The sequence below is a fragment of the Nocardioides carbamazepini genome, from assembly GCF_024614185.1.
In the GTDB taxonomy this organism is placed as follows: Bacteria; Actinomycetota; Actinomycetes; order Propionibacteriales; family Nocardioidaceae; genus Nocardioides; species Nocardioides carbamazepini.
The window spans coordinates 40768-66593 of the sequence record NZ_JAHTLF010000002.1; the positions used below are offsets into that span (position 1 = coordinate 40768).

The 25826-nt window shown below is 72.5% G+C and carries 25 protein-coding genes and 1 riboswitch; of the genes, 6 read left to right on the top strand and 19 right to left on the bottom strand.

Going from position 1 to position 25826, the window contains the following annotated elements; translation table 11 throughout:
* Positions 1-11: 11 nt before the first annotated feature.
* Positions 12-761 carry a peptidylprolyl isomerase gene (locus KVF89_RS00255; protein WP_257422491.1) on the top strand — a complete coding sequence of 250 codons (750 nt, stop codon included), beginning with the start codon at positions 12-14 and terminating at the stop codon, positions 759-761.
* 22 nt (positions 762-783) lie between these two features.
* Here the strand turns inward: KVF89_RS00255 and KVF89_RS00260 are convergent, their stop codons facing one another.
* Entirely contained in the window at positions 784-1665 is an 882-nt protein-coding gene (locus tag KVF89_RS00260; RefSeq protein WP_257422492.1) for an oxidoreductase, read from the bottom strand.
* 54 nt (positions 1666-1719) lie between these two features.
* On the opposite strand from KVF89_RS00260, the gene pepN reads away from it, so the two are divergent.
* The 3 genes from pepN to KVF89_RS00275 are packed head-to-tail and all read left to right on the top strand — an operon-like array spanning position 1720 to position 6457.
* Positions 1720-4149 (top strand): aminopeptidase N, encoded by a 2430-nt coding sequence (pepN, locus tag KVF89_RS00265; RefSeq protein WP_257422493.1) that lies wholly within the window; start codon positions 1720-1722, stop codon positions 4147-4149.
* Between the two features lie 5 nt (positions 4150-4154).
* Positions 4155-4967 carry a formate dehydrogenase accessory sulfurtransferase FdhD gene (locus KVF89_RS00270; protein ID WP_257422494.1) on the top strand — a complete coding sequence of 271 codons (813 nt, stop codon included), beginning with the start codon at positions 4155-4157 and terminating at the stop codon, positions 4965-4967.
* Between the two features lie 50 nt (positions 4968-5017).
* Entirely contained in the window at positions 5018-6457 is a 1440-nt protein-coding gene (locus KVF89_RS00275; protein ID WP_257422495.1) for a DNA recombination protein RmuC, read from the top strand.
* A 204-nt stretch (positions 6458-6661) separates the two neighbouring features.
* On the opposite strand, the gene KVF89_RS00280 is transcribed toward KVF89_RS00275, so the two are convergent.
* The 15 genes from KVF89_RS00280 to KVF89_RS29785 form a co-directional block, all read right to left on the bottom strand.
* Positions 6662-7504, bottom strand: coding sequence for a thioesterase family protein (locus tag KVF89_RS00280; protein WP_257422496.1), 843 nt, complete (start codon positions 7502-7504; stop codon positions 6662-6664).
* Positions 7505-7511: 7 nt separating this feature from the next.
* Positions 7512-8840, bottom strand: a complete 1329-nt coding sequence (locus KVF89_RS00285) for a serine hydrolase domain-containing protein (protein ID WP_257422497.1) — start codon at positions 8838-8840, stop codon at positions 7512-7514.
* On the bottom strand, positions 8837-11674 hold the full coding sequence (gene gcvP, locus KVF89_RS00290) for an aminomethyl-transferring glycine dehydrogenase (RefSeq protein WP_257422498.1): 2838 nt from the start codon (positions 11672-11674) through the stop codon (positions 8837-8839). The genes KVF89_RS00285 and gcvP overlap by 4 nt, the downstream gene beginning before the upstream one ends.
* Before the next feature lie 87 nt (positions 11675-11761).
* Positions 11762-11852: riboswitch (glycine riboswitch) on the bottom strand.
* A 15-nt stretch (positions 11853-11867) separates the two neighbouring features.
* A complete protein-coding gene (locus tag KVF89_RS00295; RefSeq protein ID WP_273475439.1) occupies positions 11868-12467 on the bottom strand; it encodes a MerR family transcriptional regulator in 600 nt (199 codons plus the stop codon).
* Between the two features lie 140 nt (positions 12468-12607).
* Positions 12608-13078, bottom strand: coding sequence for a bifunctional nuclease family protein (locus KVF89_RS00300; RefSeq protein WP_257422499.1), 471 nt, complete (start codon positions 13076-13078; stop codon positions 12608-12610).
* A gap of 31 nt (positions 13079-13109) precedes the next feature.
* Complete coding sequence (ftsR, locus tag KVF89_RS00305) at positions 13110-13841, bottom strand: transcriptional regulator FtsR (protein WP_257422500.1); 732 nt, start codon at positions 13839-13841, stop codon at positions 13110-13112.
* A complete protein-coding gene (locus tag KVF89_RS00310) occupies positions 13841-14347 on the bottom strand; it encodes an FHA domain-containing protein (RefSeq protein WP_257422501.1) in 507 nt (168 codons plus the stop codon). The genes ftsR and KVF89_RS00310 overlap by 1 nt, the downstream gene beginning before the upstream one ends.
* 40 nt (positions 14348-14387) lie before the next feature.
* Complete coding sequence (gene gcvH / locus KVF89_RS00315) at positions 14388-14777, bottom strand: glycine cleavage system protein GcvH (protein ID WP_257422502.1); 390 nt, start codon at positions 14775-14777, stop codon at positions 14388-14390.
* Positions 14778-14787: 10 nt separating this feature from the next.
* Positions 14788-15534 (bottom strand): DUF881 domain-containing protein, encoded by a 747-nt coding sequence (locus KVF89_RS00320; RefSeq protein ID WP_257422503.1) that lies wholly within the window; start codon positions 15532-15534, stop codon positions 14788-14790.
* Positions 15527-15859 (bottom strand): small basic family protein, encoded by a 333-nt coding sequence (locus KVF89_RS00325; protein WP_257422504.1) that lies wholly within the window; start codon positions 15857-15859, stop codon positions 15527-15529. Before KVF89_RS00325 ends, KVF89_RS00320 begins: the two co-directional genes overlap by 8 nt.
* Positions 15856-16707 (bottom strand): DUF881 domain-containing protein, encoded by an 852-nt coding sequence (locus KVF89_RS00330; protein ID WP_257422505.1) that lies wholly within the window; start codon positions 16705-16707, stop codon positions 15856-15858. The genes KVF89_RS00325 and KVF89_RS00330 overlap by 4 nt, the downstream gene beginning before the upstream one ends.
* Positions 16700-17269, bottom strand: a complete 570-nt coding sequence (gene clsA / locus KVF89_RS00335; RefSeq protein ID WP_257422506.1) for a cardiolipin synthase ClsA — start codon at positions 17267-17269, stop codon at positions 16700-16702. The genes KVF89_RS00330 and clsA overlap by 8 nt, the downstream gene beginning before the upstream one ends.
* A complete protein-coding gene (locus KVF89_RS00340) occupies positions 17266-18324 on the bottom strand; it encodes a hemolysin family protein (protein WP_257422507.1) in 1059 nt (352 codons plus the stop codon). The genes clsA and KVF89_RS00340 overlap by 4 nt, the downstream gene beginning before the upstream one ends.
* Positions 18317-19663, bottom strand: coding sequence for a hemolysin family protein (locus KVF89_RS00345; protein WP_257422508.1), 1347 nt, complete (start codon positions 19661-19663; stop codon positions 18317-18319). Before KVF89_RS00345 ends, KVF89_RS00340 begins: the two co-directional genes overlap by 8 nt.
* A gap of 60 nt (positions 19664-19723) precedes the next feature.
* Positions 19724-20377, bottom strand: a complete 654-nt coding sequence (locus KVF89_RS29785; protein ID WP_273475440.1) for an acyltransferase — start codon at positions 20375-20377, stop codon at positions 19724-19726.
* Between the two features lie 80 nt (positions 20378-20457).
* Here KVF89_RS29785 and KVF89_RS00360 point away from each other — a divergent pair, with 80 nt between their 5' ends.
* A complete protein-coding gene (locus KVF89_RS00360) occupies positions 20458-21591 on the top strand; it encodes a CDP-glycerol glycerophosphotransferase family protein (protein WP_257422509.1) in 1134 nt (377 codons plus the stop codon).
* A gap of 12 nt (positions 21592-21603) precedes the next feature.
* Complete coding sequence (locus KVF89_RS00365) at positions 21604-22941, top strand: DUF7168 domain-containing protein (RefSeq protein ID WP_257422510.1); 1338 nt, start codon at positions 21604-21606, stop codon at positions 22939-22941.
* A 14-nt stretch (positions 22942-22955) separates the two neighbouring features.
* On the opposite strand, the gene KVF89_RS00370 is transcribed toward KVF89_RS00365, so the two are convergent.
* The 3 genes from KVF89_RS00370 to KVF89_RS00380 are packed head-to-tail and all read right to left on the bottom strand — an operon-like array spanning position 22956 to position 25795.
* On the bottom strand, positions 22956-23927 hold the full coding sequence (locus KVF89_RS00370; protein WP_257422511.1) for an AurF N-oxygenase family protein: 972 nt from the start codon (positions 23925-23927) through the stop codon (positions 22956-22958).
* A 37-nt stretch (positions 23928-23964) separates the two neighbouring features.
* Positions 23965-24993 carry an NADPH-dependent curcumin/dihydrocurcumin reductase gene (curA, locus tag KVF89_RS30270; protein ID WP_257422512.1) on the bottom strand — a complete coding sequence of 343 codons (1029 nt, stop codon included), beginning with the start codon at positions 24991-24993 and terminating at the stop codon, positions 23965-23967.
* A gap of 22 nt (positions 24994-25015) precedes the next feature.
* On the bottom strand, positions 25016-25795 hold the full coding sequence (locus KVF89_RS00380; RefSeq protein WP_257422513.1) for a helix-turn-helix domain-containing protein: 780 nt from the start codon (positions 25793-25795) through the stop codon (positions 25016-25018).
* Between the last annotated feature and the right edge of the window lie 31 nt (positions 25796-25826).

A 25826-nucleotide genomic window follows, 5' to 3' on the forward strand; every position in this document is an offset into this window, starting at 1 on the left:
CGATGCGCCCCATGCGCTCTCGCCTGCTCGCCGGTGTCCCGGCCCTGCTGCTGCTCGCCTCCCTGTCCGCCTGCGGCGACGACTCGGCCGAGGACCCCGGGTCGGGCGAGTCGACCTCGCCGTCCGCGGACACCACGACGACGGACAGCACCGCGGGCGCCGCCCCCGGCCAGTGCGACTGGGAGGAGGACGGCGAGGCCGCGCGGCCGGTCGACCTGCCGCCCGCCGACCCGCAGTACTCCGGCGACGTCCCGGCCGTGCTGAAGACATCCATCGGCGACCTCGCGCTCACCCTCGACGCGGCCAAGGCTCCGTGCACGGTGGAGTCCTTCGCGTCGCTGGCGAAGCAGGGCTACTACGACGACACGTCCTGCCACCGCCAGGGCAACGACCCGGGCTTCGAGTTCCTGCAGTGCGGTGACCCGTACTTCGACCCGAAGGCGTCCGACGCCGACCCGAAGACCGGCACCGGCGGTCCCGGCTACACGATCCCCGACGAGGTCGACGGCACCGAGACCTACCCGGCCGGCACGCTCGCGATGGCCAACACGGGGCAGCCGCACAGCGGCGGCGGCCAGTTCTTCATCGTCTTCGGCGACTCGCAGTTCCCGCCCAGCTACACGGTCTGGGGCCACCTCGACGAGGCGTCGGTGACAGCCCTGAAGGACGCGACCGCGAGCGGCAACGACGGCTACTGGGCCCAGAGCGGCGGCGGTCGCCCCAACACGCCGGTCACCTTCGAGAGCATCGAGATCGGCTGACGCCGAGCCGTCCGGGACAGCGTCAGGAGCCGGTCAACGCGACCGAGTGGTCCCACAGCGCCCGCGCCAGCACCTCGTCGTCCGCCTTCCGCGACATCCGGGCCGGCGCGGGCCAGCCCCACAGCTCGGTGCGCCCGTGCGGGCCGATGTAGCCGCCGCTCGGCACGTCCATCGTCGCCGCGTAGACCGTGCAGAGCGCGCCGCGCCAGGCCGGCATGCCTACCAGCTTCTGGCCGTAGTAGCCGATCGCCGTCACCACGGGGTGCCCGCTTCCTCCGGTGATCTTGGTCGCCGAGGCGCCTGGGTGGGCCGCGACGGCGCGTAGGGACGACCGCTCCGCGCGGAGCCGGCGGTCGAGCTCCCGCATGAAGAGCAGGTCGGCGAGCTTCGAGTCGCCGTACGCCTGGAACGGGCGGTACGGACGCCGCTCCCACCCGAGGTCGTCGAGGTCGAGCGCGCCCGAGCGGTGCTCGCGCGAGCTCACCATCACGACCCGGTCGGTGAGCACCGGGTACAGCTCGTTCGTCAGCACGAAGTGCCCGAGGTAGTTGGTCGCGAAGTGCATCTCGACGCCCTGCGCCGAGCGCGCCAGCGGGACGCCGAGCACCCCCGCGTTGTTGATCAGCACGTCGACCGGCCGGCCGTCGTCCCGGAGGCCGCGCGCGAACGCCCGGACCGAGTCCAGGTCGCTGACGTCGACCTGCCGCACCTCGACCCGCCCCTGGTCGTGACCGGGCACCGTCCGCGCGGCCGCCTCGCCCTTCGCGACGCTGCGGCAGGCCAGCACGACAGCGGCGCCGCGGGAGCCGAGGATGCGGGCGGTCTCCAGACCGAGGCCGCCGTTGGAGCCGGTGATGACGAACCGCCGGCCCTGCTGGGGCGGCACCTGGGTCCACGGACGCATGGGCCGAACCCTCCCACATCGGCACCCTGCCGGCGTGCGTTCTAGGCTGACTGGATGAGCCTGACCCGCGCCGAAGCCGAGCACCGGGCGAGCGTGCTCGCCGTGTCGTCGTACGACGTCGAGCTGGATCTGTCGCGCAGCGAGGAGGCCTTCCGCTCGCTCACCACGATCCGCTTCCGCAGCGAGCGCGCGGCCACCTTCGTCGACGTGAAGCCGCAGTTGCTGCACGCGGTCCGGCTGGACGGGCAGGCCCTCGACGTCGCGCTTCTCGCCGACGGCCGGATCCGGCTCGACCTCGACGCGGGTGACCACGAGCTCGTGGTCGAGGCGACGATGGGCTTCCGCAACGACGGCGAGGGACTGCACCGCTCGGTCGACCCCGTCGACGGCCGGGCCTACGTCTACGGCATGTCGTTCATGGACGCGGCGCCGTCGGTCTTCGCGTGCTTCGACCAGCCCGACCTCAAGGCGCCGTACTCGATGCGGGTGACCGCACCCGCCGAGTGGCTCGTCGTCGGCAACGCACCGGCGGTCGACGCGGGGTCCGACGGCGCGACCAGGCAGTGGGAGCTCGGGCCGACGCCCCCGCTGGCGACGTACTTCGTCACGCTGGTCGCCGGGCCCTACCACCTGATCCGTGCCGAGCACGACGGCATCGCGCTCGGCCTCAGCGCGCGGCAGAGCCTCGCCGCCACCCTCGACCGCGAGGCCGACGAGCTGTTCACGCTGACCCGGCAGTCGTTCGACGAGCTGCACCGCCTCTTCGGGGTCCGCTACCCGTTCGGCGACTACCACCAGGCCTTCGTCCCGGAGTTCAACGCCGGCGCCATGGAGAACCCGGGCTGCGTGACGATCCGCGATCCGCTCCTGTTCGAGGGCAGCACCACCCGCGCCGACAAGAGCTTCCGCGCCGCGCTGATCGCCCACGAGATGGCCCACCAGTGGTTCGGCAACCTGGTCACGCCGACGTGGTGGGACGACCTGTGGCTCAACGAGTCCTTCGCCGAGTACATGGGCTACCGGGTGGTCGCCGACGCCACCGAGTACGCCGATGCGTGGCTGCACCAGTCCTACGCCCGCCGCACGTGGGGCATCACCGCCGACCAGCGGCCGACGACCCACCCGGTCGCCGGCAATGCCGCCCCCGACGCACTCTCGGCGCTGCAGAACTTCGACGGGATCTCCTACGCGCGCGGCTCCAACGTGCTGCGCCAGCTCGCCCACCGGCTCGGCGACGACGCCTTCCTCGGCGGTGTCCGCGAGCACTTCGACCTGCATCGGTTCGGGAACGCGACGATGCACGACCTCTTCGCGAGCTGGGAGCGGGCCGCGGGCGGAGCGTCGCTCGACGGCTTCGTGAAGGACTGGCTGCTGACGCCCGGGGCGGACCGGCTCGACCTCGACCGCGCGGCCGGAGTGGTCCACCGCTCCTCACCCACGGCGCACCCCGCCGACCGGCGCCACGAGATCGAGGTCGCGGTCCACGGCGCCGACGGCTGGACCCACCGGGTCTTCGTCGTCGACGGACCGACGACGCCCCTCAACCTCGGCGACTCCCCCGCGCTGCTCGACGCCACCGAGACCACCTGGGTCGTGAGCCCGCCCGACCCGGTGACCATGGCCGCGCTGCCCGTGCTCGCGCCGTCGATGACCGACCCGCAGCTGCGCGCGACGATGTGGAACAGCGTCCGGCTCGGCCTGTTCGAGGGCGCCCTCACGCCGGCCCAGGTCGCCGAGCTCCTGGCGACGGCGCCACCGGTCGAGGACACCGCCGACGGCGTGCGCAACCTGCTGCCGTGGGTCCTCGACACGGTGCTGCCGATCGCCCCGCCCGGCACGACCGAGCGGTTCCACGCGGCCGTCCGACGCGCGGCGGAGCGGGCGGACGCCGGGTCCGAGGTCCAGCTCTCGGCGTTCCGGGCCACCGTCTTGTCGAGCGCGGACGCCGACGCCCTCGAGCGCTGGGCTGCCGGCGAGGACCTGCTCGACGGCATCGTCGGCGACAGCGACCTGCGCTGGAAGGCCCGGCGCCGGCTGGCCGAGCTGGGTGCCACCGACCGCGCCGCGCTCGACGCCGCCCTCGACGCGGAACGCACCGGCGCCACGACCGTCCACCACGCCCGCGCGGTGTCCTCGCTCCCGACGGCCGCGGCCAAGGAGTTCGCCTGGGTACGCGCCATCGGCGAGGTCTCCGTGCCCAATTACGAGGTCAAGGCCGCCGGCATCGGGATGTGGCAGGCCGCGCAGCTCGACGTCACCGCCCCCTTCGCCACGGCCTACTTCGACCAGCTCGACGCGGTCATCGACGCACACCAGGGGTGGGTGCAGGGCGATGTCGTCGAGGCCTACTTCCCGATCACCCATCTCGACGACGCGACCGAGGCCGCGGCCGGTGCCGCGCTCGAGCGGGACCTCCCGGGCGCCGTACGCCGGCGGCTGGCCGACCGCCTCGACGAGCTGCGTCGGCGCCGGGCCGTGCGGTGACCGGGGTGAGGGCGCGCCGGCCGGGACCCACGACCCGGCTGCGGGTCGAGGAGCACCGCGGCGACGACGTGCGCCGGCACGAGGACCGGGTGCTCACCGAGGAGCCGCTGGAGATCCGGCTGGCCTGGCCGGGCGCCCCGGCCCGGCGGGTCTGGACGACCCTGCGCACGCCCGGGCACGACTTCGAGCTGGCCGCGGGCTGGGTCCACCACGAGGGTCTCGGACGACCCTCCGGCGTGGCCTACTGCACCGACGTCGAGCTGCGCGCGGAGCAGGAGTTCAACGTCGTGACGGTGACCCTGGACGCCGTGCCGCCGCGGGTGCCGCGCCAGCTCGACGCGCTCAGCGCCGGTTCGGCGGCGTGCGGCGTGTGCGGCTCGGACGAGGTGGACGAGGTGCTCGCCCGCCGCGCCGCGGTGCCGTGGTCCGGTCCGCTCCCCTCCCCCGACCTGGTCCGTCGGCTGCCGGGCCTGATGCGGCCCCGACAGGAGCTGTTCGACCGGACCGGCGGCGCCCACGCGGCCGGGCTGTTCACGGCGGACGGCTCGCTGCTCGCCGTCCGTGAGGACGTCGGACGGCACAACGCCGTCGACAAGGTCATCGGCTCCCGGCTCCTCGGCGGCGAGCCGGCGGCCGCGGCGGTGCTGGTCGTCAGCGGCCGCGCCGGCTTCGAGCTGGTGCAGAAGGCGGTCGCCAGCGGTGTCGGCGCGCTCGTCGCGGTCGGCGCGCCGACGGGCCTGTCCGTCCGGCTGGCCGGGGCCGGCGGACTGGCGCTCTACGGCTGGACGAAGGACGAGCGGACCGTTCGCTACACCTGAACCGGCGTGCCCGGCGGAGTTCTGTCGGGCCCTCCTGTTTGACTGCTCCCATGGCCATCCTCCTCGCGCTCCTCGTCGGTCTCCTGCTCGGTGCGGGAGTCGGCTGGCTGGTGCGCCAGGCGACCCTCCCGGCCGCCGCGGAGGCCGTGCCGGGAGAGGCGCCGGAGGTCGTGGCCGCGCGCCACGAGGCGGTGCTGGCGGGCCTGCGGGCCGACCACGAGGCCGCGCTGGCCGAGCTGCGCCACGAGGTCCAGCGGGTCCAGCTCCAGGGCGAGTCCCGGACCGCCGCGGCCCGCGCCGAGGAGTCCGCGGCCCGCGCGGCCGTCCAGGCCGAGCTCACCGGCGCCCTGGCGACGGTCGACGAGCTGCGCGAGGCGGTCGAGGAGGCCCGCGGTCGCTACCGCGCCGTCGTCGAGCAGCAGCGCCAGGCGCAGCAGGAGCGCGAGCGGGCCGAGACCGGCCAGACCCAGGTCCTCAAGACGCTCACCCCGGTCGTCGAGCACCTGCGCGCCATGCAGCGGAAGGTCGACGACCTCGAGAAGGCGCGCGTCCAGCAGCACACCGAGCTCGCCACCCAGATCACGCACACCCAGCGCTCGGTCGAGGACTCCCGCAAGGCCGCCGACACCCTCGCCTCGGTGCTCAAGAACAACGCCGTGCGCGGCGTCTGGGGCGAGACCCAGCTGCGCACGCTCATCGAGACCGCCGGCCTGCTCAACCGGGTCGACTTCGAGCTGCAGCACTCCGTCGAGGCCGACTCGGGCAACCGCCGTCCCGACATGGTGGTCAACCTGCCCGGCGGCAAGCAGATGGCCATCGACGCGAAGGTGCCCTACAACGCCTTCATGGACGCCCAGCGCGAGGGCATCGAGCCGGAGTCGCGCCAGCGCCTGCTCGAGGACCACGCCCGCAAGGTCCGTGGCCACGTCGACACGCTCGCCCGCAAGGGGTACTGGACCGGCCTGACCGTGAGTCCGGAGTTCACCGTCGCCTTCATCCCCAACGAGCAACTGCTCAACGCCGCCCTCGAGGTCGACCCGTCCCTGATGGAGCACGCCTTCGGCAGCGGCATCGTGCTGGCCACGCCCACCAACCTGTGGAGCATGCTCAAGACGGTCGCCTTCACCTGGAAGCAGGAGGCGCTGACCGAGGACGCGCAGGTCCTCTTCGAGCTCGGGCAGGTGCTCTACCGCCGGATCCTGAAGCTCTCCGAGCACGTCGACAAGCTGGGGCGCTCCCTGCAGCGCAGCGTGAAGGACTACAACGCCTTCACCGGCTCCCTGGAGCGCTCGGTGCTGCCCGCCGCGCGCAAGCTCAACGCCGCCGATCCGGTCGCCGGCATCGCGGCGCCCAAGGAGATCGAGGAGGCACCGAAGGTGCTGGCCTCCAGCGAGTTCTCCGCGCTGGCCGACCTCGACCGCGAGGAGCTCACCTTCGACTTCGACCAGGCCGTCGACGCCGAGATCGTCGACGACACCCAGGCGGGCTGAGTCGACCTACCTCGGGGGGTCGGCCGTCGCGGGGAGCGAGGACGCCGGAGCGGAGCGAGCGACGAAGGAGCGACCGGAGCGGAGGCGTCGAGCCTTTCCGCGAGCCGACGGGCTTGCCGCCGCGGAAACCTGAGCCCTACGCCGCGCTACTGCGTGCGCGGCAGCGTGGCGGAGCGAAGCGACGACACGCTCGCGCCATCCAACTCAGACCGCGCCGCGGGGCTCGACGCCGCCGGACAGGTCGACGGTGCGCCGGGTGTTGACCAGCGAGGTCACCGTCGCGGTGCCCAGCGTGCCACTGCTGTCGAACACCTCCGCGGTGCCCACCGCGATGCCGTCGGCCGCCACGTGGTCGGTGGCCCGCAGGCCGAGGCGGCAGCTATCCGGGAGCCGGCACAGGGCCAGGTCGATGTCGGTGTTGATGTGCTCGACGCCGTGACCGCCCCAGTTGGTGACCATGCTGGTGGCGTCGGCGATCGAGGCCACGGCCTGGAACGGCGAGCACTCCTCGCCGTACACGATGGGGATCGCGGTCTGCCAGGTCTGGTGCCGCCCGGGGTTCTGGTGGTCGGCGAAGTTGTCCGACCAGCCGGCCGCGCTGGCGAACATCGGGACGTGGTGCTCGCCGCGGGCCGGGAGCAGACCGTCCGGGGGCGGCACGGGCCGCTCCCCAGGCGCCGACCAGATCTCACCGGGGGCGTTCGCCGAGGTGGCCAGGAACGTCGCGCCGGCCCGGGCGACGACCTCGCCCTCCTGCTCGACCACGGCATCGAGCAGCACGAGCCGCGGGCCCTCGCGCACGACCCGCGCGGACGCCGTGGTGGTGATCATCCGGGCCGGCCGGAACAGGTCGACGTGGTAGCGGGCCGGGACCAGCCCGGTCCGCCCGGCGTCGGCCATGGCCTGCTCGAGTGCCCGGGCGAGCAGTCCGCTGACGGCCACGCCGTGCATCTGGTCGTCGCGCCACAGGCTCTGCGCGAGCGGCAGCGGGTCGAAGCCGGCGTCGGACCGCTGGAACCAGGCAAACTGGAACGTGTTCTCGTTCACGGGAGCATCATGCCTCTCCGGTCACGCGGGCGGTGCGGCGCCCCCGGGGATCGGCGCCTGCGGATCGTAGGGCGTGCGGGTCCACAACGAAGGTCGCGCACTCCAGATGGCCCACGGCGCCGTCGGGCCGGCGACGCAGGTGCAGGGTCTCACCGCGGTGATAGCCCTCGACGCCGACGAAGCCCGCGCCGTCCGGCCGGAGCCTGTCCTCGAGGGTGCCGCTGCGCAGGTCACGGACCTGCAGCTCGCCGTCGACCCACTCGATGCCCAGGCCGGTGTTCCCCCAGAACCAGACGCCGAGCACCTCGGTCACCATGGCCGGCACCGGCCGCGCCGAGGGACGCCACGGCACGACCTCGGTGCTCGCCTCGCCGGTGGCGTCCAGCAGCCGCCCCGGCAGCTCCTCGGGGCCCAGCCCGGTGGTGGCGTCCGCCAGCGCCACCACCGCGTCGCGACTCACCGGGTCGACGAACAGCGACGCCTGGAAGCCCGGCATCGAGCCGGTGTGCCCGACGAGGGTGCGCCCGGCGACGGGGAGCAGCCGCAGCCCGAGGCCGTACGCCTCCTCCGCGCCACCCGGTGAGGCGCGGACGGCCATCTCGGCCAGCGTCGCGGCGGTGAGCACGTCGGGGTGCCCGGTGACCAGGAAGTCCGCCCACCGCAGCAGGTCACCGGTGGTGCTCCACAGCTGACCGGCCGGCGCCATCGCACCGGTGTCGGTGTGCGGCTCCGCGCTGAGGGTGTGGGCGAAGTGGTCGACACTGCGACCTGGGGCGTGGTCGGCCGGCGGGTGATAGGACGTGGCGGCCATGCCGAGCGGCCCGAGCAGCCGCTCCCGCACGGCGTCCCACCACGAGCAGCCGCGCAGCCGGGCGACGGCCTCCCCCAGGAGGGCGAAGCCCAGGTTCGAGTAGTGGAAGCACTCCCCCGCCACCGCGACCCGTCCGGACCCGTCGTTGGCGGTGACCAGCTCCTCGAACGATCCGCCGTCGACGCGCTCCCACCAGGCGCCCGTGGGCTCGCTCTGCAGCCCACCGGTGTGGGCCAGGAGCTCGCGCACCGTCACGGCCGCGTAGCCCGTCTCCGGCACGACGCGCCCGATCGGGTCGTCGAGGCCGAGGCGCCCCTCGTCGCGCAGCTGCAGGACGAGCACCGCGGTCAAGGTCTTCGTGATCGACCCGATCCGGTACGACGACGCACCGGTCACCGCCCGGTCCGACAGGACGCTCACGCAGCCCTGCCAGACCGGCGCACCACCGCGGGCCACCGCCGCCGCGACGGACGGCAGCCGACCCGTGGCCTGCAGCAGGGCCAGCGCGTCGTCGTACGCGGTCACTCGGCGTAGGCGTCGATCGGCGGGCAGGCGCAGACCAGGTTGCGGTCGCCGTAGGCCTGGTCGATCCGGGCCACCGGCGGCCAGTACTTGTCGGGCGAGATGCCGGCCGGAAAGACCGCGACCTCGCGCGAGTACGCCCGCTCCCAGTCGCCGACCAGGGCGCGCGCCGTGTGCGGCGCATGGCGCAGCGGCGACGTGTCGACGTCCCACTCGCCGGCGGCGACCCGGTCGATCTCACCCTTGATGGCGATCATCGCGTCGCAGAACCGGTCCACCTCCGCGAGGTCCTCGGACTCGGTGGGCTCGACCATGAGCGTGCCCGCGACGGGGAAGGACATGGTCGGCGCGTGGAAGCCGTAGTCGATGAGCCGCTTCGCGACGTCGTCGACCGAGACGCCGGTCTGCGCGGTGATCCCGCGCAGGTCGAGGATGCACTCGTGGGCGACCAGCCCGGACTCGCCGCGGTAGAGCACCGGGAAGTGCTCGCCGAGCCGCGCGGCGACGTAGTTGGCCGACAGCACCGCGACCGCGGTGGCACGGGTCAGGCCCGCGCCGCCCATCATCCGGATGTAGGCCCACGAGATCGGGAGGATGCCCGCGGAGCCGAACGGCGCCGCGCTGATCGCGCCGGTGCCCTCACGCCGGGTGGCGTCGGGGTGCAGCGGGTGCGTCGGCAGGTACGGCGCGAGGTGCGCGCGCACCGCGACCGGCCCGACGCCCGGGCCACCGCCGCCGTGCGGGATGCAGAACGTCTTGTGCAGGTTGAGGTGGGAGACGTCGCCGCCGAACCTGCCCGGAGCGGCGTAGCCGAGCAGCGCGTTGAAGTTCGCACCGTCGATGTAGACCTGGCCGCCGTGGTGGTGGACGAGGTCGCACAGCTCGGTGATGGTCTCCTCGTAGACGCCGTGCGTCGACGGGTAGGTGACCATGATCGCGGCGAGGGTCTCGGAGTGCTGCTCGCACTTGGCGCGCAGGTCGTCGAGGTCGACGGTGCCGTCGTCGTTGGCCTTGACCACGACGACCTTCATGCCGGCCATCACCGCGGACGCCGGGTTGGTGCCGTGGGCCGAGGACGGGATCAGGCAGACGTCGCGCTGGTCCTGGCCGTTGGCCCGGTGGTAGTTGCGGATCGCCAGCATGCCGGCGTACTCGCCCTGGGCGCCGGCATTGGGCTGGATCGAGACCCGGTCGTAGCCGGTGACCTCGGCCAGCCACCCCTCCAGCTGGTCGATGAGCTGCCGGTAGCCGTCGGCGTCCGCAGCCGGAACGAACGGGTGCAGGTTGGCGAACCCGGCGAGCGAGATCGGCTCCATCTCGGTGGTCGCGTTGAGCTTCATCGTGCACGAGCCGAGCGGGATCATGCCGCGGTCGAGCGCGTAGTCGCGGTTGGACAGCCGCGCGAGGTAGCGCAGCATCGAGGTCTCGTTGTGGTGGGTGTTGAACACCGGGTGCGTGAGGAAGTCGGTGGTCCGACGCCGCTCCGCCGGGAGCCCGGCAAGCGGCTCAGACTCCGCCGGCGAGGCGCCGAAGGCGCCGAGCACGGCGGACACCGTCGCATCCGATGCGGTCTCGCCGAACGCGATGCCGACGGTGTCGGCGTCCACCAGGCGCAGGTGCACGTCCTCCGCCCGCGCCGCGGCGACGATCTCGGCCGCGCGGCCGGGCGCCCGGACCTGCAGGGTGTCGAAGAAGGTGTCGTTGACCAGCTCCAGCCCGGCGGCCTGGAGCGAGGCGGCGGCGCGCCCGGCGAGCGTGTGGATGCCCCCGGCGATCGCCCGCAGCCCCTCGGGCCCGTGGTAGACGGCGTACATCCCGGCGGTCACGGCGAGCAGCACCTGCGCGGTGCAGATGTTGGAGGTGGCCTTGTCACGGCGGATGTGCTGCTCGCGGGTCTGCAGCGCGAGGCGGTACGCCGGGCGGCCCTCGGCGTCGACGGAGACGCCGACGAGGCGGCCGGGCAGCTGCCGCTCGAGACCCTCGCGGACCGCGATGAAGCCGGCGTGGGGACCGCCGTAGAACAGCGGGACGCCGAAGCGCTGGGCGGACCCGACGACGACGTCGGCGCCGAGGGTCCCGGGCGCCTCGAGCAGGGTGAGCGCGAGCAGGTCGGCGGCGACGACGGCCAGGCCGCCGCGCTCGTGCACGGCGTCGATGACCGGCTTGATGTCGGCGACCCGGCCGGACGCGCCGGGGTACTGCACCAGCACGCCGGACACCGGCCCCTCCGGCAGGCCCGCGGCGAGGTCGGCGATCAGGACCTCGATGCCGAGGCCCTCCGCGCGGGTACGGACCACGTCGATGGTCTGCGGCAGCGCGTCGGCGTCGATCACGAACGGCCCGACCGCCTTGCGAAGCGCGCGGTGGGCGAGGGCGACCGCCTCCGCAGCGGCGGTGCCCTCGTCGAGCAGCGACGAGCCGGCAGTGGTGAGACCGGTCAGGTCGGCGACCATGGTCTGGAAGTTGATCAGCGCCTCGAGGCGGCCCTGCGAGATCTCCGGCTGGTACGGCGTGTAGGCGGTGTACCAGCTCGGGTCCTCGAGCACGTTGCGGCGGATCACCGCCGGCGTCACGGTGGCGTGGTAGCCGAGGCCGATCATCGTCTCGCCGGGCACATTGGCCCCGGCCAGGGCCCGGAGCTCGGCGGCCGCGGTCTCCTCGTCGACGCCGGCCGGGAGCCCGAGCGGGTCGGTCGACCGGATGGACTTCGGCACGGCGGCGTCCATCAGGGAGTCGAGGGACGGGTAGCCGAGCCGGGCGAGCATGGCCTCGACCTGGGCGTCGTCGGGACCGATGTGACGCCGGACGAAAGGAGCGGAGGCGATGGGTGCGCTCATGAGCAGGGAGGCTTCCTCAGGGTGGGGTCGATGAGATGAATCGAGCCCTCCCCCTCTGTCGGCGCGTCACTGCGCCTTCAGAGTTGCCTGCTCCGCACGGTCCTGGCGCCTGAGAGGTTCCGGGGAGGGATTGCCCCTTCGGCGCAGGCACGGGACCTGACTCTCCCGTGCGGCATCAAACAGCGACTACAGGCTACCCCACGTTGCGGGCCGCGCGGCGAGCGGCGAGCTCGTCGCCGGCCGTCGGGGCGTCGTGCTCGGCCGCGTTGGCGTGCTCGCTCGGCAGCAGGGCCAGCGTGCCCTCGATCTCGCGCCACACGCCGCCGATCGCGATGCCGAACACGCCCTGGCCGCCCTGCAGGAGATCGATGACCTCGTCGTTGCTGGTGCACTCGTAGACCGAGGCCCCGTCGCTCATCAAGGTGACCTGGGTCAGGTCGTCGGTGCCGCGCTCGCGCAGGTGGCTGACCGCCGTGCGGATGTTCTGGAGCGAGATGCCGGCGTCGAGGAGCCGCTTGATGATCTTGAGGATCAAGATGTCGCGGAAGCTGTAGAGACGCTGCGAGCCCGAGCCCTTGGCGCCGCGCACGCTCGGCTCGATCAGGCCGGTGCGGGCCCAGTAGTCGAGCTGGCGGTAGGTGATGCCGGCCGCGTTGCACGCGGTCGGGCCGCGGTAGCCGAGATCATTGGGCAGCGGGGAGACGTCGTCGGTGAACAGGAGCCCCTGCTCCTCGGCGGCAGCCGTCGCCGCGGTCGCGTCCTGACCGACCTTCTCGGGCTGCTGCTCGTTCACGGGGCCTCCAGGGGCTCAGACGCTGGGCACTGCGTTGCACTGCTGTCGTGGCCGACTTCTTCAAGGTACGGCTCCGGTGTCGGGCCGGTCAAAGACATGGCCGGGCGTGTCGTGGAAAACCCTCACCCTGAGGCTGAGGCTCACCCCTCCGCGCCGAAGTCCTCCGGTGACACGTGGTCGAGGAACTCGCGGAACGCCTCGACCTCGTCCTCCTCCTCGGCCGGGGCCGCGAGGCCGGCCTCGGCGAGCACCTCGTCGGCACAGTAGATCGTGGTGCCGGTCCGCAGCGCGAGGGCGATCGAGTCGGAGGGACGCGCGCTCACCTCGACCCCGGACGCGAAGACCAGGGTCGCGTAGAAGACGCCCTCGCGGACGTCGGTGATCCGCACCTCGCTCAGCTCGTTGCCGGTCGCGGTGAGCACGTCGCGCATCAGGTCGTGGGTCAGCGGCCGGGGCGGGACGACGCCTTGTTGGGCGAACGCGATCGCGGTCGCCTCGACGGCGCCGATCCAGATCGGCAGGTAGCGCTCGCCCCCGACCTCCCGCAGCAGCACGATCGGCTGGTTGGACGGCATCTCCACCCGGACACCCATCACGTCGACCTCGCGCATGCGTCCAGCCTACTGCGTCGAATTCGGCGGCTCAGATGCGCCGCAGGCCGGCCTTCACCAGCGTCGCGTGCAACCGCACGGACAGGGCGGCGATCTCGCTGACCGCCTCCTCCGCGCGGGCGCTCGCCGCGCCATCGCGTCCCTTGCGGGGGACGACCACCTGCTGCACCAGACCGACCTCGCGGTCGGCCGCCGTGCGGAAGGCGCGCAGGTGGCGCGGCTCGATGCCGTAGTCGGCCAGCTCACGGGCGGTCTGGGCGATCACGAGGGCGTCGGAGTCGTAGTGCCCGGTCGCCGACGGGCTGATCAGGCCGAACGACTCGAGCTGCCCGAGGAGGTCCTCGTCGATCTCGGCCACCTTGACCAGCTCCTTGCGGGAGAGCCGCAACCGGTCGGTACGTCGGAACGACTCGGGCGAGGGCAGCCCGTCGGCCCCCAGGGCGACGGTGGGCACGGTGGGCACGACCGGCTCCGGCTCAGGCGGCGCGAGGCCGCGGTCCATCGCGTCGAGGTTCTCCCCGATCACCTTGAGCGGCAGGTAGTGGTCTCGCTGCATCCGCAGGATGTAGCGCAGCCGCTCGATGTCGGCCTCGGAGAACTTCCGGTAGCCGGCCGGCGTCCGCTCCGGCTTGACCAGGCCCTCGGACTCGAGGAACCGGATCTTCGGGATGCTGATGTCCTCGAAGTCCGCCCGCAGCCGGTCGAGCACCTGCCCGATGTTGAGCCGTGGCTCCCGCTCCCCCCGAGCGACGGCAGCAGTCATCAGACGCTTTCGTGACCCGCGAAGAAGACCAGGCGGTACTTGCCGACCTGGACCTCGTCGCTGTCCTTGAGCTGGACCTTCTCGATCCGGTCCCGGTTGACGTAGGTGCCGTTCAGGCTGCCGGCGTCCTCGACGGTGAACGTGTCGCCGTCGCGCCGGAAGAGCGCGTGTCGACGCGAGACCGTGACGTCGTCGAGGAAGATGCCGCTCTCCGGATGCCGTCCGGCGCTCACCTCGTCGGCGTCGAGCAGGAACCGGCTGCCCGAGCCCGGTCCCTTCTGGACGACGAGCAGGGCGTGGCCGACCGGAAGCGCGTCGACCGCCGCGGCATCGACCGGGCTCAGCGCCCGGTCGGAGGTCTCGACGCGATCGCCGCCACCGAACTGGATCGTCGCGGTGGCGTCGGTCACCGGGGCCGGCTCGGGCGCGACCAGGCGGCTCCCGCACTGCGAGCAGAAGCGGGCGTCATCGGGGTTCTGCCGACCACAGGCGGTGCAGAACGGCATCAGGGGCTCCTCACGGTGGGTCTGTCTCGAACCTACCGGATCAGGTGTCGAGCTGGGCCTCGTACGCGGCGGCGTCGAGCAGGCCGTCGAGGGCCCCGGCGTCGGCCGGCACGATCTCGAAGAGCCAGCCGGCGCCGTACGGGTCGTTGTTGACCAGCTCGGGGGTGGCGTCGAGGGCCTCGTTGACCGCGACGACCTCGCCGGCGACCGGCGCGTAGACGTCGCTGACCGACTTGGTCGACTCCAGCTCACCGCACGCGTCCCCCGCGGCGACGGCGGCACCGACCTCGGGGAGCGAGACGTAGACGATGTCGCCGAGCGCATCCTGGGCATAGTCGGTGATCCCGATCCGCACCGAGCCGGCGACCCCGCCGGGGCGGCGCAGCCACTCGTGCTCGGCGGTGTACTTCAGGTCCGCGGGGTTCGTCATGGGCGGAAGGCTACTGCCCCTGATCCGGGACCGCATACGAAGGCTGGTCGCGCTGTACGACCGCCTCGATGTCGATCGTGCGCCGCTCCTCGACCTCGACGGTGGCGCCGTCGTCCTCGAGCTGCTTGCGGGGGCCCAAGGAGAAGGTGATCGCGCCCGCGAGGACGCTCGGCTCGCCGATCGCCTCGATGACGTAGGGCCCCTCCACCCGCTCCCCGTCGATCTCGAAGCCGCCGTTGGTCTCGGCGAACGACGTCTGCGCCACGACCCGGGCGGTGCCGTTGACGGCGATCGCCTCCGCTCCGACGGTGCGCAGCTCCTGGATCGTGTCGAGGAGGGACGCCAGCCGCATCCGGCCGTCGTCCTCCGTGATCCGCACCCGCAGCCCAGGACCGGTCACCGGCACCAGGCCGGCCAGGATGTTGAGGCTGTCGACCTCGTCGTCGGCCTGGTCGATCGCCGTCTGGCGCTTGGTCGAGTCGTCGCGCAGCCCGCTGGCGACCTCCTCGAGCCGGTCGATCTCGGCCTCGGTGCGCTGCCGGGTGCCCGCCAGGCCGTCGAGCAGGTCGATCAGCTCCTGCTCGCGCAGACCGGTGTAGTCGTCGTCGACGCCGGTCAGCCGGACCTGGGTGACCGCGCCGAAGCCGAGCAGCGCCAGCAGCACCGCGGCGACCAGCTGCCGGCGCGACGGGCGCAGCAGGGCCGCCCGCAGGCGGTCGGTCGGCGTGGCCGGCGCGGCGGCCTCCGGGTCAGGCATGGAAGACGTGTCTCCGGATGGCTGCCACGTTGGTGAAGATCCGGATCCCGAGCACGACGATCACGCCGGTGGAGAGCTGGCCGCCGACACCGAGCCGGTCGCCCAGGTAGACGATGCCCGCCGCGATCACCACGTTGCTCAGGAAGGACACGACGAACACCTTGTCGTCGAAGATCCCGTCGAGGTAGGCACGCAGGGCGCCGAAGACGGCGTCCAGGGCAGCGACGACCGCGATCGGGAGATAGGGCTCGACCGAGCGGGGCACGTCCGGTTGGAAGACGAAGCCGAGGGCGACACCCACGACGAGCCCGAGCACCGCGATCACGGCACCTCACCTCCACGCATCTTCGACCGGTCCTGATCCTGCACCGCCGACCGTAGCTGGCGCAGTCCACCCGGTGCGGCAGGCAGGCGGAGGTCGTCGGCGTCCTCCATCTTGTGCTCGAACCCGTACTGCTGGCTCAGCGACAGGAAGCGCTGGCCGGCCTGGGTCTCGACGAAGTACGACCTGAGGGTACGGGGATCGCCGATCGCCAGCACCGTGAGCGGCGGCGCGACGCCGACGCCGTTGACCTCGATCGCCTCCCCGACGTTGGTGATCCCGCCCCGTGCGTTGAGCCGCTGGCCATTGACCGAGATCGCCTCGGCGCCCGCGTCCCACAGCCCGGCGACGAGCATCACGAGGTCGGAGTCGCGCAACTGCTCGTCGGCGCCGGCCAGGGACGGGTTGTCGACGGTGACCTTGACGCCGGGGCCGGTCACCGGCTCGAACCCGGTGAGGGCGCCGCGCTGGGAGCGGCGCGCCTGCACATCGGCGTACCTGCGGCCGAGCGAGAGCAACGTGTCCTCGGCGGCGGCGTTGGACGCACGGAGCTCTCCGAGCTCATTCTGGAGACCGCGGACCGCGGCGCGCCGGGACTCGATCCGGTCGATCAGGCTGGCCCGGCTGGCATCGTCGACGTCGGCGTTCTGGGACGTCTGCACGGCGGCGACCGTCACCAGCATCGCGAACAGGCCGACCACCAGGACCACCGCGACGCGGTAGCCCCGCCGGGGGCCGCGATCGCCCGCGGAGGCGATCCGCGCCGCCGCGACCTGGTAGTCGCGGTCGACCGCCTCCTGGGTGATCAGCGTGAGCAGCGGCGTCCGGGCCCGGTCGAGGGTGTCAGGCATGGGCCCGCCGCTCCGTCGTGGCCAGCAGCCTGCGCACCTGCCAGGCATAGAGGACGCCGGCCCACCAGTAGAGGCCGATCCCCCACAGCGCGAACGCCCAGCCGAACACCTGGGCCAGGGTGGCGATGGTGCCGTCGCCGTCGCCGAGCAGGAGGAGCGGGAAGGCGTAGAGCAGGTTGAAGGTGGCGGCCTTGCCGAGGAAGTGGACCGGCAGCGCGCTGTAGCCACGGGTGCGCAGCAGTGGCACCAGGCCCCACAACAGCAGGTCACGCAGCGGCAGGCACAGCGCCACCCACCACGGGATGATGTCGCGCATCGCCAGGCCGACCACGACGGCCAGGATGTAGAGACGGTCGGCGATCGGGTCGAGCAGCTCGCCGAGCTCGGAGGTCTGGTCCAGCCGGCGCGCCAGCCAGCCGTCGAGGAAGTCGGTCACGCCCGAGAACATGAGGACGACGAGGGCCAGCACGTCGGCCTCGGGTCCGAGCACCAGCCACAGGAACAGCGGGACGCCCAGCAGCCGCAGGAAGCTGATCAGGTTGGGCAGCGTCAGCACAGTCACGATAATGACTCCTCGGAGTGGGCCGCGTCGCGGATCTCACCGACCAGCTCCTCGATCACGTCCTCGAGGGCGGTGACGCCGAGCGTCGTACCGTCGAGGTCGACAACCCTGGCCATGTGGGCGCCGCGGCGTTGCAGCACCTCGAGCACGTCGTGCAGGAGCGCGTCGCGGGTCACCGTCGCGAAGGGGCGGATCCAGCGGTCCGCGACCGGGCGCTCACGGCGCTCCTCGACGGGCTCGAGGACGTCCTTGATGTGGAGGTAGCCGAGCAGCTCGCCCTCGGCGCCCGCGGAGACGACCGGGAACCGGCTGAAGCCGGTCGCGGCGCACAGTGCCTCGACGTCGGCACCGGTCGACCCACGCACGACCGTCGCGAGCGTGCCCGGGCGCATCATCACCTCGCCGACCGTCTTCTCGGTGAACCCGAGGGCGAACGACAGCCGGTCGTACTCGTCGGCGGCCAACAGCCCCTCGCCGTGCGACTCCTCGACGAGCGCGGCGACCTCCTCGCGGGTGTAGGTGCTGCCGACCTCGTCCTTCGGCTCGACCCTCAGCAGGCGCAGGATGCCGTTGGCGATCGCGTTGATGCCGGCGATGATCGGCCGGAGCACGGTGACGATGCCGAGCATCGGCGGGCCGAGGATCAGCGCCGCCCGGTCCGGCCCGGCGATCGCGATGTTCTTGGGCACCATCTCGCCGAGCACCACGTGGAGGAAGACGACGATCGTCATCGCGATCACGAAGGCGACCGGGTGCAGCCACTCCTCGGGGACGCCCAGCTCGTGGAAGAGCGGCTCAATGAGGTGCGCGAGCGCGGGCTCCCCTACCGCGCCCAGCCCGAGCGAGCAGATGGTGATGCCCAGCTGCGCGCCGGCCATCATCTCCGAGACCCGCTCCATCGCGGACAACGTGATCCGGGCCATCCGCGACCCGGCCTGGGCCCGCGGCTCGATCTGACTGCGCCGCGCCGAGATCAGCGCGAACTCGGCGCCCACGAAGAAGGCGTTGGCGGCCAGCAGCACCACCGCGAGCAGGACACCACCGAGGTCACCCATCGGTCCCGACCTCCTCGACCCGCATCGAGATCCGGTCGACCCGCCGCCCGTCCATGTGGTCGACCGTCAGGACCGCGCGACGCAGCGGCTCGTCGTCGTCCTCCCCCGTCGTCGGCAGGGGTACGACGGCCGTGTCGCCCGTCTGAGGGATGCGGCCCAGCAGCTTGAGCACGAGCCCGGCCACGGTGTCGTAGTCCTCGCTCTCGGGAAGCTCGACCTCGGTGAGATCCTCGACCTCGTCGGGGCGCAGCAGGCCGGAGAGCGACCAGGTGCCGTCGCGGCGCAGTCGGCCCCGGTTGCCCAGCCGGTCGTGCTCGTCGGCGATGTCGCCGACGATCTCCTCGATGACGTCCTCGAGCGTCACGATCCCGGCGTGGTCGCCGTACTCGTCGAGGACGATCGCCATCTGGAAGCCGTCGGCACGCAGCAGTGCGAGCAGCGGGTCGAGGCGCAGCGAGTCGGGCACCAGGATCGGCTTGGCCATCAGGTGCTTGACCTTGGTGGTGGCCCGCTCGTGGAGCGGCAGCGCGACGGCGTTCTTGACGTGGACGGTGCCGACGACCGCGTCGGCGTCGTCGAGGACGGGGAAGCGCGAGTTGCCGGACTCGCGGGCCAGGGCGATGACCGCGCTGGCGCGGTCGTTGACCTCGAGCGAGCGGGTCCGGACCCGCGGCGTCATGATCTCGCCGGCGGTGCGGGTGCCGAACTCGACGGAGCGCTCCATCAGCTCGGCCGTCTCCGCGTCGAGCGTGCCCTCGTCGGCCGAGTGCTGGATGAGGGAGGCGAGCTCGGTGGAGCTGCGGGCGGAGCGGAGCTCCTCCTGGGGCTCGACGCCGAGCCGGCGCACGATCGCGTTGGCGCTGCCGTTGAGGACCCGGATCGGTCCGCGGCAGGCGGCGGTGAAGGCCCGCATCGGGCGCTGGGTCAGCCGGGCGGTCGTCAGCGGCAGCGCGATGGCGACGTTCTTGGGCACCAGCTCGCCGATCAGCATGGTCAGCAGCGTGCTCAGCGTGAGGCCGAGCGCGACGCCCACCGGACGCACGGCGCTGTCGGCCACGCCCGCCTGCGCGAGCGGGTCGTGGAGCAGCTCGGCGATCGCGGGCTCGGCGAGGAAGCCGATGGCGAGGTTCGTGATCGTGATGCCGACCTGCGCTCCGGAGAGCTGGGTCGACAGCGAGCGCAGCGCCTTCTGCACGCCGATCGCCCCGACGTCGCCGCCGGCGGCGGCTCGGTCGACCTGGCCGCGGTCGACGGTGACGAAGGCGAACTCGGCCGCGACGAACAGTCCGCACGCGAGCACCAGGAGGATGGCGAGCCCCAGCAGTAGCCAGGCGGTCATCGGGTTCTGCGGCTCCTGCCCACGGTTCGGTACCAGTCGATCAGCTCGGGAGCGTCCACACTACCTGGGTGCCGCCTCGCCCGCGCGCGCCCAGTGGCCGCCGGCGTCGAGGCGCCGGATCAGCTTCGCCGGGACGCCGCCGACGACAGCGTGGTCGGGGACGTCGCCGCGTACCACCGAGCCGGCCGCGACCACGACGTTGCGTCCGATCGTCGTGCCCGGCAGGATCATCGCCCCGTGTCCGATCCAGGAGCCGGCGCCGACCCGCACCGGGCGGTGCGCGCCGAACTGCCGGCCGATCGGGACGTCGGGGTCCTCGTAGCCGTGGCTGGCGTCGGAGACGAAGACGTCCTGTCCGAACCACACGTCGTCACCGATCTCGATCGACTCGTGGGCGGTGACGCAGACCCGGGCGCCGAGGACGCAGCGTTCCCCGATGACCAGCCCGCGCTCGGGGAGGACCGTCTGGGTCGGGCCGTAGCCGACGGAGAGCGTGGCGTACTTCCCGATCAGGGTGTCCCGGCCGACGTGGATCGCGGAGGCGTTAACCACCGCCGAGAGCGGGAACGCGAGGCAGGCGCCCGGCCCGAAGGCGCCGAACTCGTCGGCGAGCACGGTGCCCGGCGAGACGTCCCCCATGTGCTCGGCCCAGCGCCATGCGGAGTGGACGGACCGGTTCAGGAGGCGGCGGAGCGGACGCCGGAGATCGAGCACCGGCCGAGGTTACCCAACTGCAACCTTCCCGGGACTCCGCCGGTTCGTCCGGCTCCCTCTCCGGGCCGTAAAGTCCGGGAGTGCACAAGCCCGTCATCGCCTACTTCGCCGACGACCCGACCCGGGTCTACCAGCTCCTCCAGTGGCTCCCGGTGCTGGAGCGGCTCGATGACACCCATCCCGTGGGCATCGTGACCCGCGACCCGCAGACCAGCGCGATCCTCGACGAGCGCACCTCGCTGCCCGTCCTCCTCGCCCCCGGCTTCGCCGACCTCGCGGCGGCGTACGACGAGCTCGACGCCAAGGTCGTCGTCTACTGCAACAACTCCATGCTCAACTTCAACTCGCTGCTCGACGGCCGGATGCTGCACGTGCACATCAACCACGGCGAGAGCGACAAGCAGTCGATGGTGTCCAACAACGCGAAGGCCTACGACCGGGTGTTCGTCGCAGGCGAGGCCGCCGTGCAGCGCCACCGGGCCGCGCTGATGGAGCTCGACGAGTCCCGCCTGGTGCGCATCGGCCGTCCACAGCTCGACCTGCACCCCGCTCCCCTGCTGCCGGCCAGCGAGCGCCGTACCGTCCTCTACGCCCCGACCTGGGAGGGCGACGCGGACTACAACGACTACACCTCTGTCGACGTGTTCGGCGTCGAGATCGTCCGCTCGATCCTGGCCGTACCGGACGTGCGGCTCGTCTACAAGCCGCACCCGAAGGTCACCACCAGCCTGACGCCCGCGATCCGCGAGGCGCACCAGGCCATCCTCGAGCTGGTCGAGCGGGCCGCCGAGGGCGATCCGGAGGCCGGGCACGCCGCGATCTGGCAGGGCGACATCCTCTCGGTGTTCCCGGGTTGCGACGCCATGGTCACCGACGTCTCCTCGGTGGGCCTGGACTGGCTCTACCTCCGGACCGACAAGCCGATCCTCATCACCGACCGGCACCACGACGCCGAGCGGCTGCGCCGGGAGGTGCCGGTCAGCCGCTGCGCCGACGTCGTCGACGCCGACGGCCTCGCCGGCCTGGCCGGGCTGCTCACCGCCCGGCTCGACCACGACGAGCACCGGATCGCCCGGGCCGCGATGCGCCACCACTACTTCGACGACAACGGCGTCGGCGACAGCACCGTCCGCTTCGTCGAGGCGATCACCGAGCTCGTCGAGCTCCGCGACCGGCTCAAGGGCCACGTCGACGGAACTGTCGGGGCCGCCTGACAGGCTGGGCGCATGCCCGACACCCGCGAGGTCTACGCCGCCGAGGACCTGTTCGCCGGCTGGCTGGACGAGGCGTCCCGCACGCCGGGCGAGCCGCTGCGGATCCGGGTCGGCAGTGCGCTGGAGGCGTTCGAGCCCGAGACGGAGCCGCGGTTCACCGACCCGGCGCACGTCCAGGCGTTCGTCGACAAGGTGCTGGCCCATCTCGTCGCCACCGGGGCCAGGTACGACGACGGCGCCGGCCTCGATCTGGCCGGGGTGCCGCTCGTGGTCCGTCCACGACGGGGCCACACCCGCGCCCACTACGAGTTCGACGAGCTGCCGGCGCGCGGCGTGATGGCCATCCCGCCCCGGGAGGTCGGGGGTGGATGGTCGCTCAGGGCGGCGGTCGTCCTGCACGAGGTCGCCCACCACCTGGCGGGGGCCGAGGGACACGACGCGGCCTTCCGCACGACCTACCTGCGGCTGCTCGAGGACATCGGCCGGCCGGTGCAGGCCGATCTCCTCCACACCGCCTACCGCCTGCACGGGCTCGACACCGGCGTCGACGGCGAGGACCGCACCCTGCTGCGGATCGGGCGGCTGCTGCGGCAGGCCGAGCGCACGTCCAACGCGGCTGAGCGCGAGGCGTTCTTCGCGAAGGCGCAGTCGCTGGCCACCCACCACCAGATCGCGTTGGCCGTCGCCCGCGCGTCCGCCGGTGCCGAGGAGAGGCGTGAGGAGCCGACCTGGGAGACAGTGCTCATCGGCGAGACCGGGAAGCGCTCGCTGGCCCGCTACGTGCGACTCGTCCTGGAGATCGCCCGCGCCAACGAGGTGCGGGTGGCGATCTACACCAGCAACACCCGCGTCACGCTCTACGGCTTCCCCTCGGACATCGCCGTCGTGCAGGCGCTCTACGCCACGCTGGTCACCCAGATGGTCGCCGACGGCGACGCCCATCTGCGCTCCGGCGCCCACAAGGCCGACCAGCGCGAGGTGTGGAACCCGCGCCGCCGGCGCTGGGAGGTCCGGCCGGTGCACGGCTCGACCGCGCGGGCGGCGTTCTACGAGGCATGGGCCGACCACATCGGCGAGCGACTGGCGACCGCGCGTGCCGAGGCCCGGGCCACAGCGATCGCCGCCGACGCCCCGGTGCCCGAGGGACCGACGTCCACCGAGCTCGCTCTGCGGGCACGGGAGGTCGAGGTCGTCGACTACTTCGGCCGGATGCAGCGCGACCACGGCATCCGCGGCACCTGGAAGGGCGCCGCCCAGGCCGGGCACGCGGCACCCGGCTCGCGCGATGCCGGCACCCGGGCCGCCGCGCGGGCGAGCCTGGGCACCGAGCGCGCGATCACCTCCGGCTGAGCCGAGCTCCGCTCTCAGTCCGCTGCCGGCGCCGGCTCGCTGCGGAACCGGTTGGGGCGTCCCGCGATGCCGAGGGCGCGCCAGACCCGCCGCGAGACGGGGTTCATCAGCCCCGTCTCCTCGGCCAGCATCCGCACGTCGCCGAACATGTCGCGCAGGAACTTCCGTGACTCCGGACTCCCCCACCAGACCTCGCGCACGACCTCCCGGGGGATGCCCATGTCACGCACCGCCTTGGGGCCGGGCACGACGATGGCGTCGCACAGCACCCGCATCAGCACCGGCGTGAGGACCGAGGCGAAGGCGCGCTGGACGCGGTTGAGCCCGGGCGCGCGGTGCTCGAGGAACTGGTGCGCGAAGCCGATGTGCCGGGCCTCCTCGGCGACATGGATCTGGCTGATCCGCTCCAGCAGCGGGTGCATCGGCGCACCGGAGCGCAGCATCACCTTCTGCACGTAGTCGATCGGCTCCTCGCCGCCGAGCACGCCGACGAAGAAGATGAAGGGCAGGTGCTTGGCGGCCAGGGGCAGGAAGGGGCCGAGCGCGCGGAAGAGGCTGTGCGCGCCGGGGACGTCCAGGCCGGTCCGGTTCACGAACTCCTGGAACATCTGGGTGTGGTGGCACTCCTCGGTCGCCTCGTGCGTGGAGTACCGGAACTCGGCGCGCCCGTTGGGCAGGTCGAGGCAGTACATCATCAGGCCGGCGATCAGCACCTGCTCGAACTGCAGGCCCACCTTGACGACGTTGGTCTGGCGGTAGAAGCCGACCTCGATCTGCCGGTCGAGCGGCAGCGAGCGATACCACTCCGTGCGCCCGAGCGGGTCGACGTCCGGCAGGATCCAGCGCGGGTCCTTCGGGTCGACGGCATACGCCGGGTCGTCCCACGGCACGTCGACGAAGGCGTCGAAGTGATGCTCGACCGACGCGACGGACAGCGTCCGCAGCAGGTCCTGGTAGTCCGTCTGGTCCACACCGATGCCACCCATGACTAGATGCTACCGCCGGTAACATCTAGCGCAAGGATCATGCCGTCGGATCGTCCCCCAGCCGGACCAGCAGCTTGCCGAAGTTGCGACCGACCAGGAGGCCGCGGAACGCCTCCGGCACGTTCTCGAGGCCCACGACCACGTCCTCCCGGTAGCGCACCCGCCCCTCGCGCACCCAGGCCGCCATGTCCCGCCGGAACGGCTCGCTCAACGCCGGCTCGAACTCGCTCTGGATGAAGCCGCGCACGGTCAGGCTGAGCGTCAGCACCCGCCGCAGGTACGCCGGCAGCCGGTCCGGGCCCGCCGGCGCCTCGGTCGCGTTGTAGTCGGCGACCAGACCGCAGACCGGGATCCGCGCGTACAAGTTGAGCCGCCGGTTCACCGCGTCGGCGACCGGTCCGCCGACGTTCTCGAAGTAGACGTCGATCCCGTCCGGCGTCGCCGCGGCCAGGTCCTCCCGGAACGTCGGCGAGCGGTGGTCGAGGGCGACGTCGAAGCCGAAGTCCTCGGTGAGGGCACGGACCTTCTCCGGCCCGCCCGCGATGCCGACCGAGCGCGCGCCCTTGATCTGCGCGATCTGCCCGACGGCCGAGCCGACCGGCCCGGTCGCGGCCGCTACCACGACCGTCTCCCCCGGCTGCGGGCGCCCGATCTCCAGCAGCCCGGCGTACGCCGTGAAGCCGGGCATCCCCAGCACGCCCAGCGCCGTCGACACCGGCGCCTCGGCCGGGTCGAGCGCGCGGGTATGCCGCGCGTCCGCGACCGCGTGCGTCTGCCAACCCGTGTAGGCCAGCACGATGTCGCCGACCGCGTGCCGCTCGGAGCGGCTCTCCACGACCTCGCACACCGTCTGGCCGACCATCACTCCGCCGACCGGCACCGGTTCGGCGTACGACTTCGCGGCACTCATCCGGCCGCGCATGTAGGGGTCGAGCGAGAGATAGATCGTGCGGAGCAGCACCTGGCCGTCCGCGAGCTCGGGAAGGTCCTCGGTAACGAAGGCGAAGTCGTCGTCGGACGGCTCGCCCACCGGGCGGGCGGCGAGGCGGATCTGGGTGGTCTGCACAGGTCGAACCTAGCGGCCGCGCTCAGGACGTGAAGAAGGCGCGGGTCTCCTCGTCCGCCGGCAGGAAGGTCTCCAGCGCCAGCCCCTCCAGGGCGGCGTCGGTCGCGGTCGTCAGCTGCGCGGAGGTGCTGAACATCCGGAGTAGCTGCTCGTCGTACCGGAGCTCCATGGTCAGCACCGGACCGGTGGTCACCGGGTCCAGCCGCGGCACACCGCCCGAGAGCTCCGCGATCTCGGCGGCCAGCGCGTGGTGGCGCGGGTCGTGCGTGCGCTCGGCCCGCCCGACGGCCCGGTGGTAGAGGTGGCCGGCCCACAGGTCGAGGTTGCCGATCCGGTCGGCCAGCCCGTCCTCGCTCAGGCACAGGCGGACCACGTTGATCGGCGGCTCCAGGAGCGCCGGCGAGCACCCGGCCAGGAAGGGGGCGATCGCGGCGTTGGCGTCGACCACGTCCCAGTAGTCGTCGAGCAGCAGGGCCGGATACGGCAGGTGGGCGTCGAGCAGCCGGCGCAGGCCGTCCATGACCACCGCCAGCGACCCGTCCTCCAGCGAGTGCTCGGCGTACCGCGGCGCGTAGCCCGCCGCCAGCAGGAGCCGGTTGCGATCGCGCAACGGGACCTCCAGGTTCTCGGCCAGGTGCAGGATCATGTCCGGTGTCGGATGTGCCCGACCGGTCTCCACCCGGCTCAGGTGCCGGGTCGACACAGTCGACCGGTTCGACAGCTCCTGCTGGCTGAACCGGCGGCGCTCCCGCCACGAACGGAGCAACGGCCCCACCGAGGGGCTCTCCACCAACGCCGTCATGCCCGCAGCCTAGGCAACCGGGGTCCGGGCA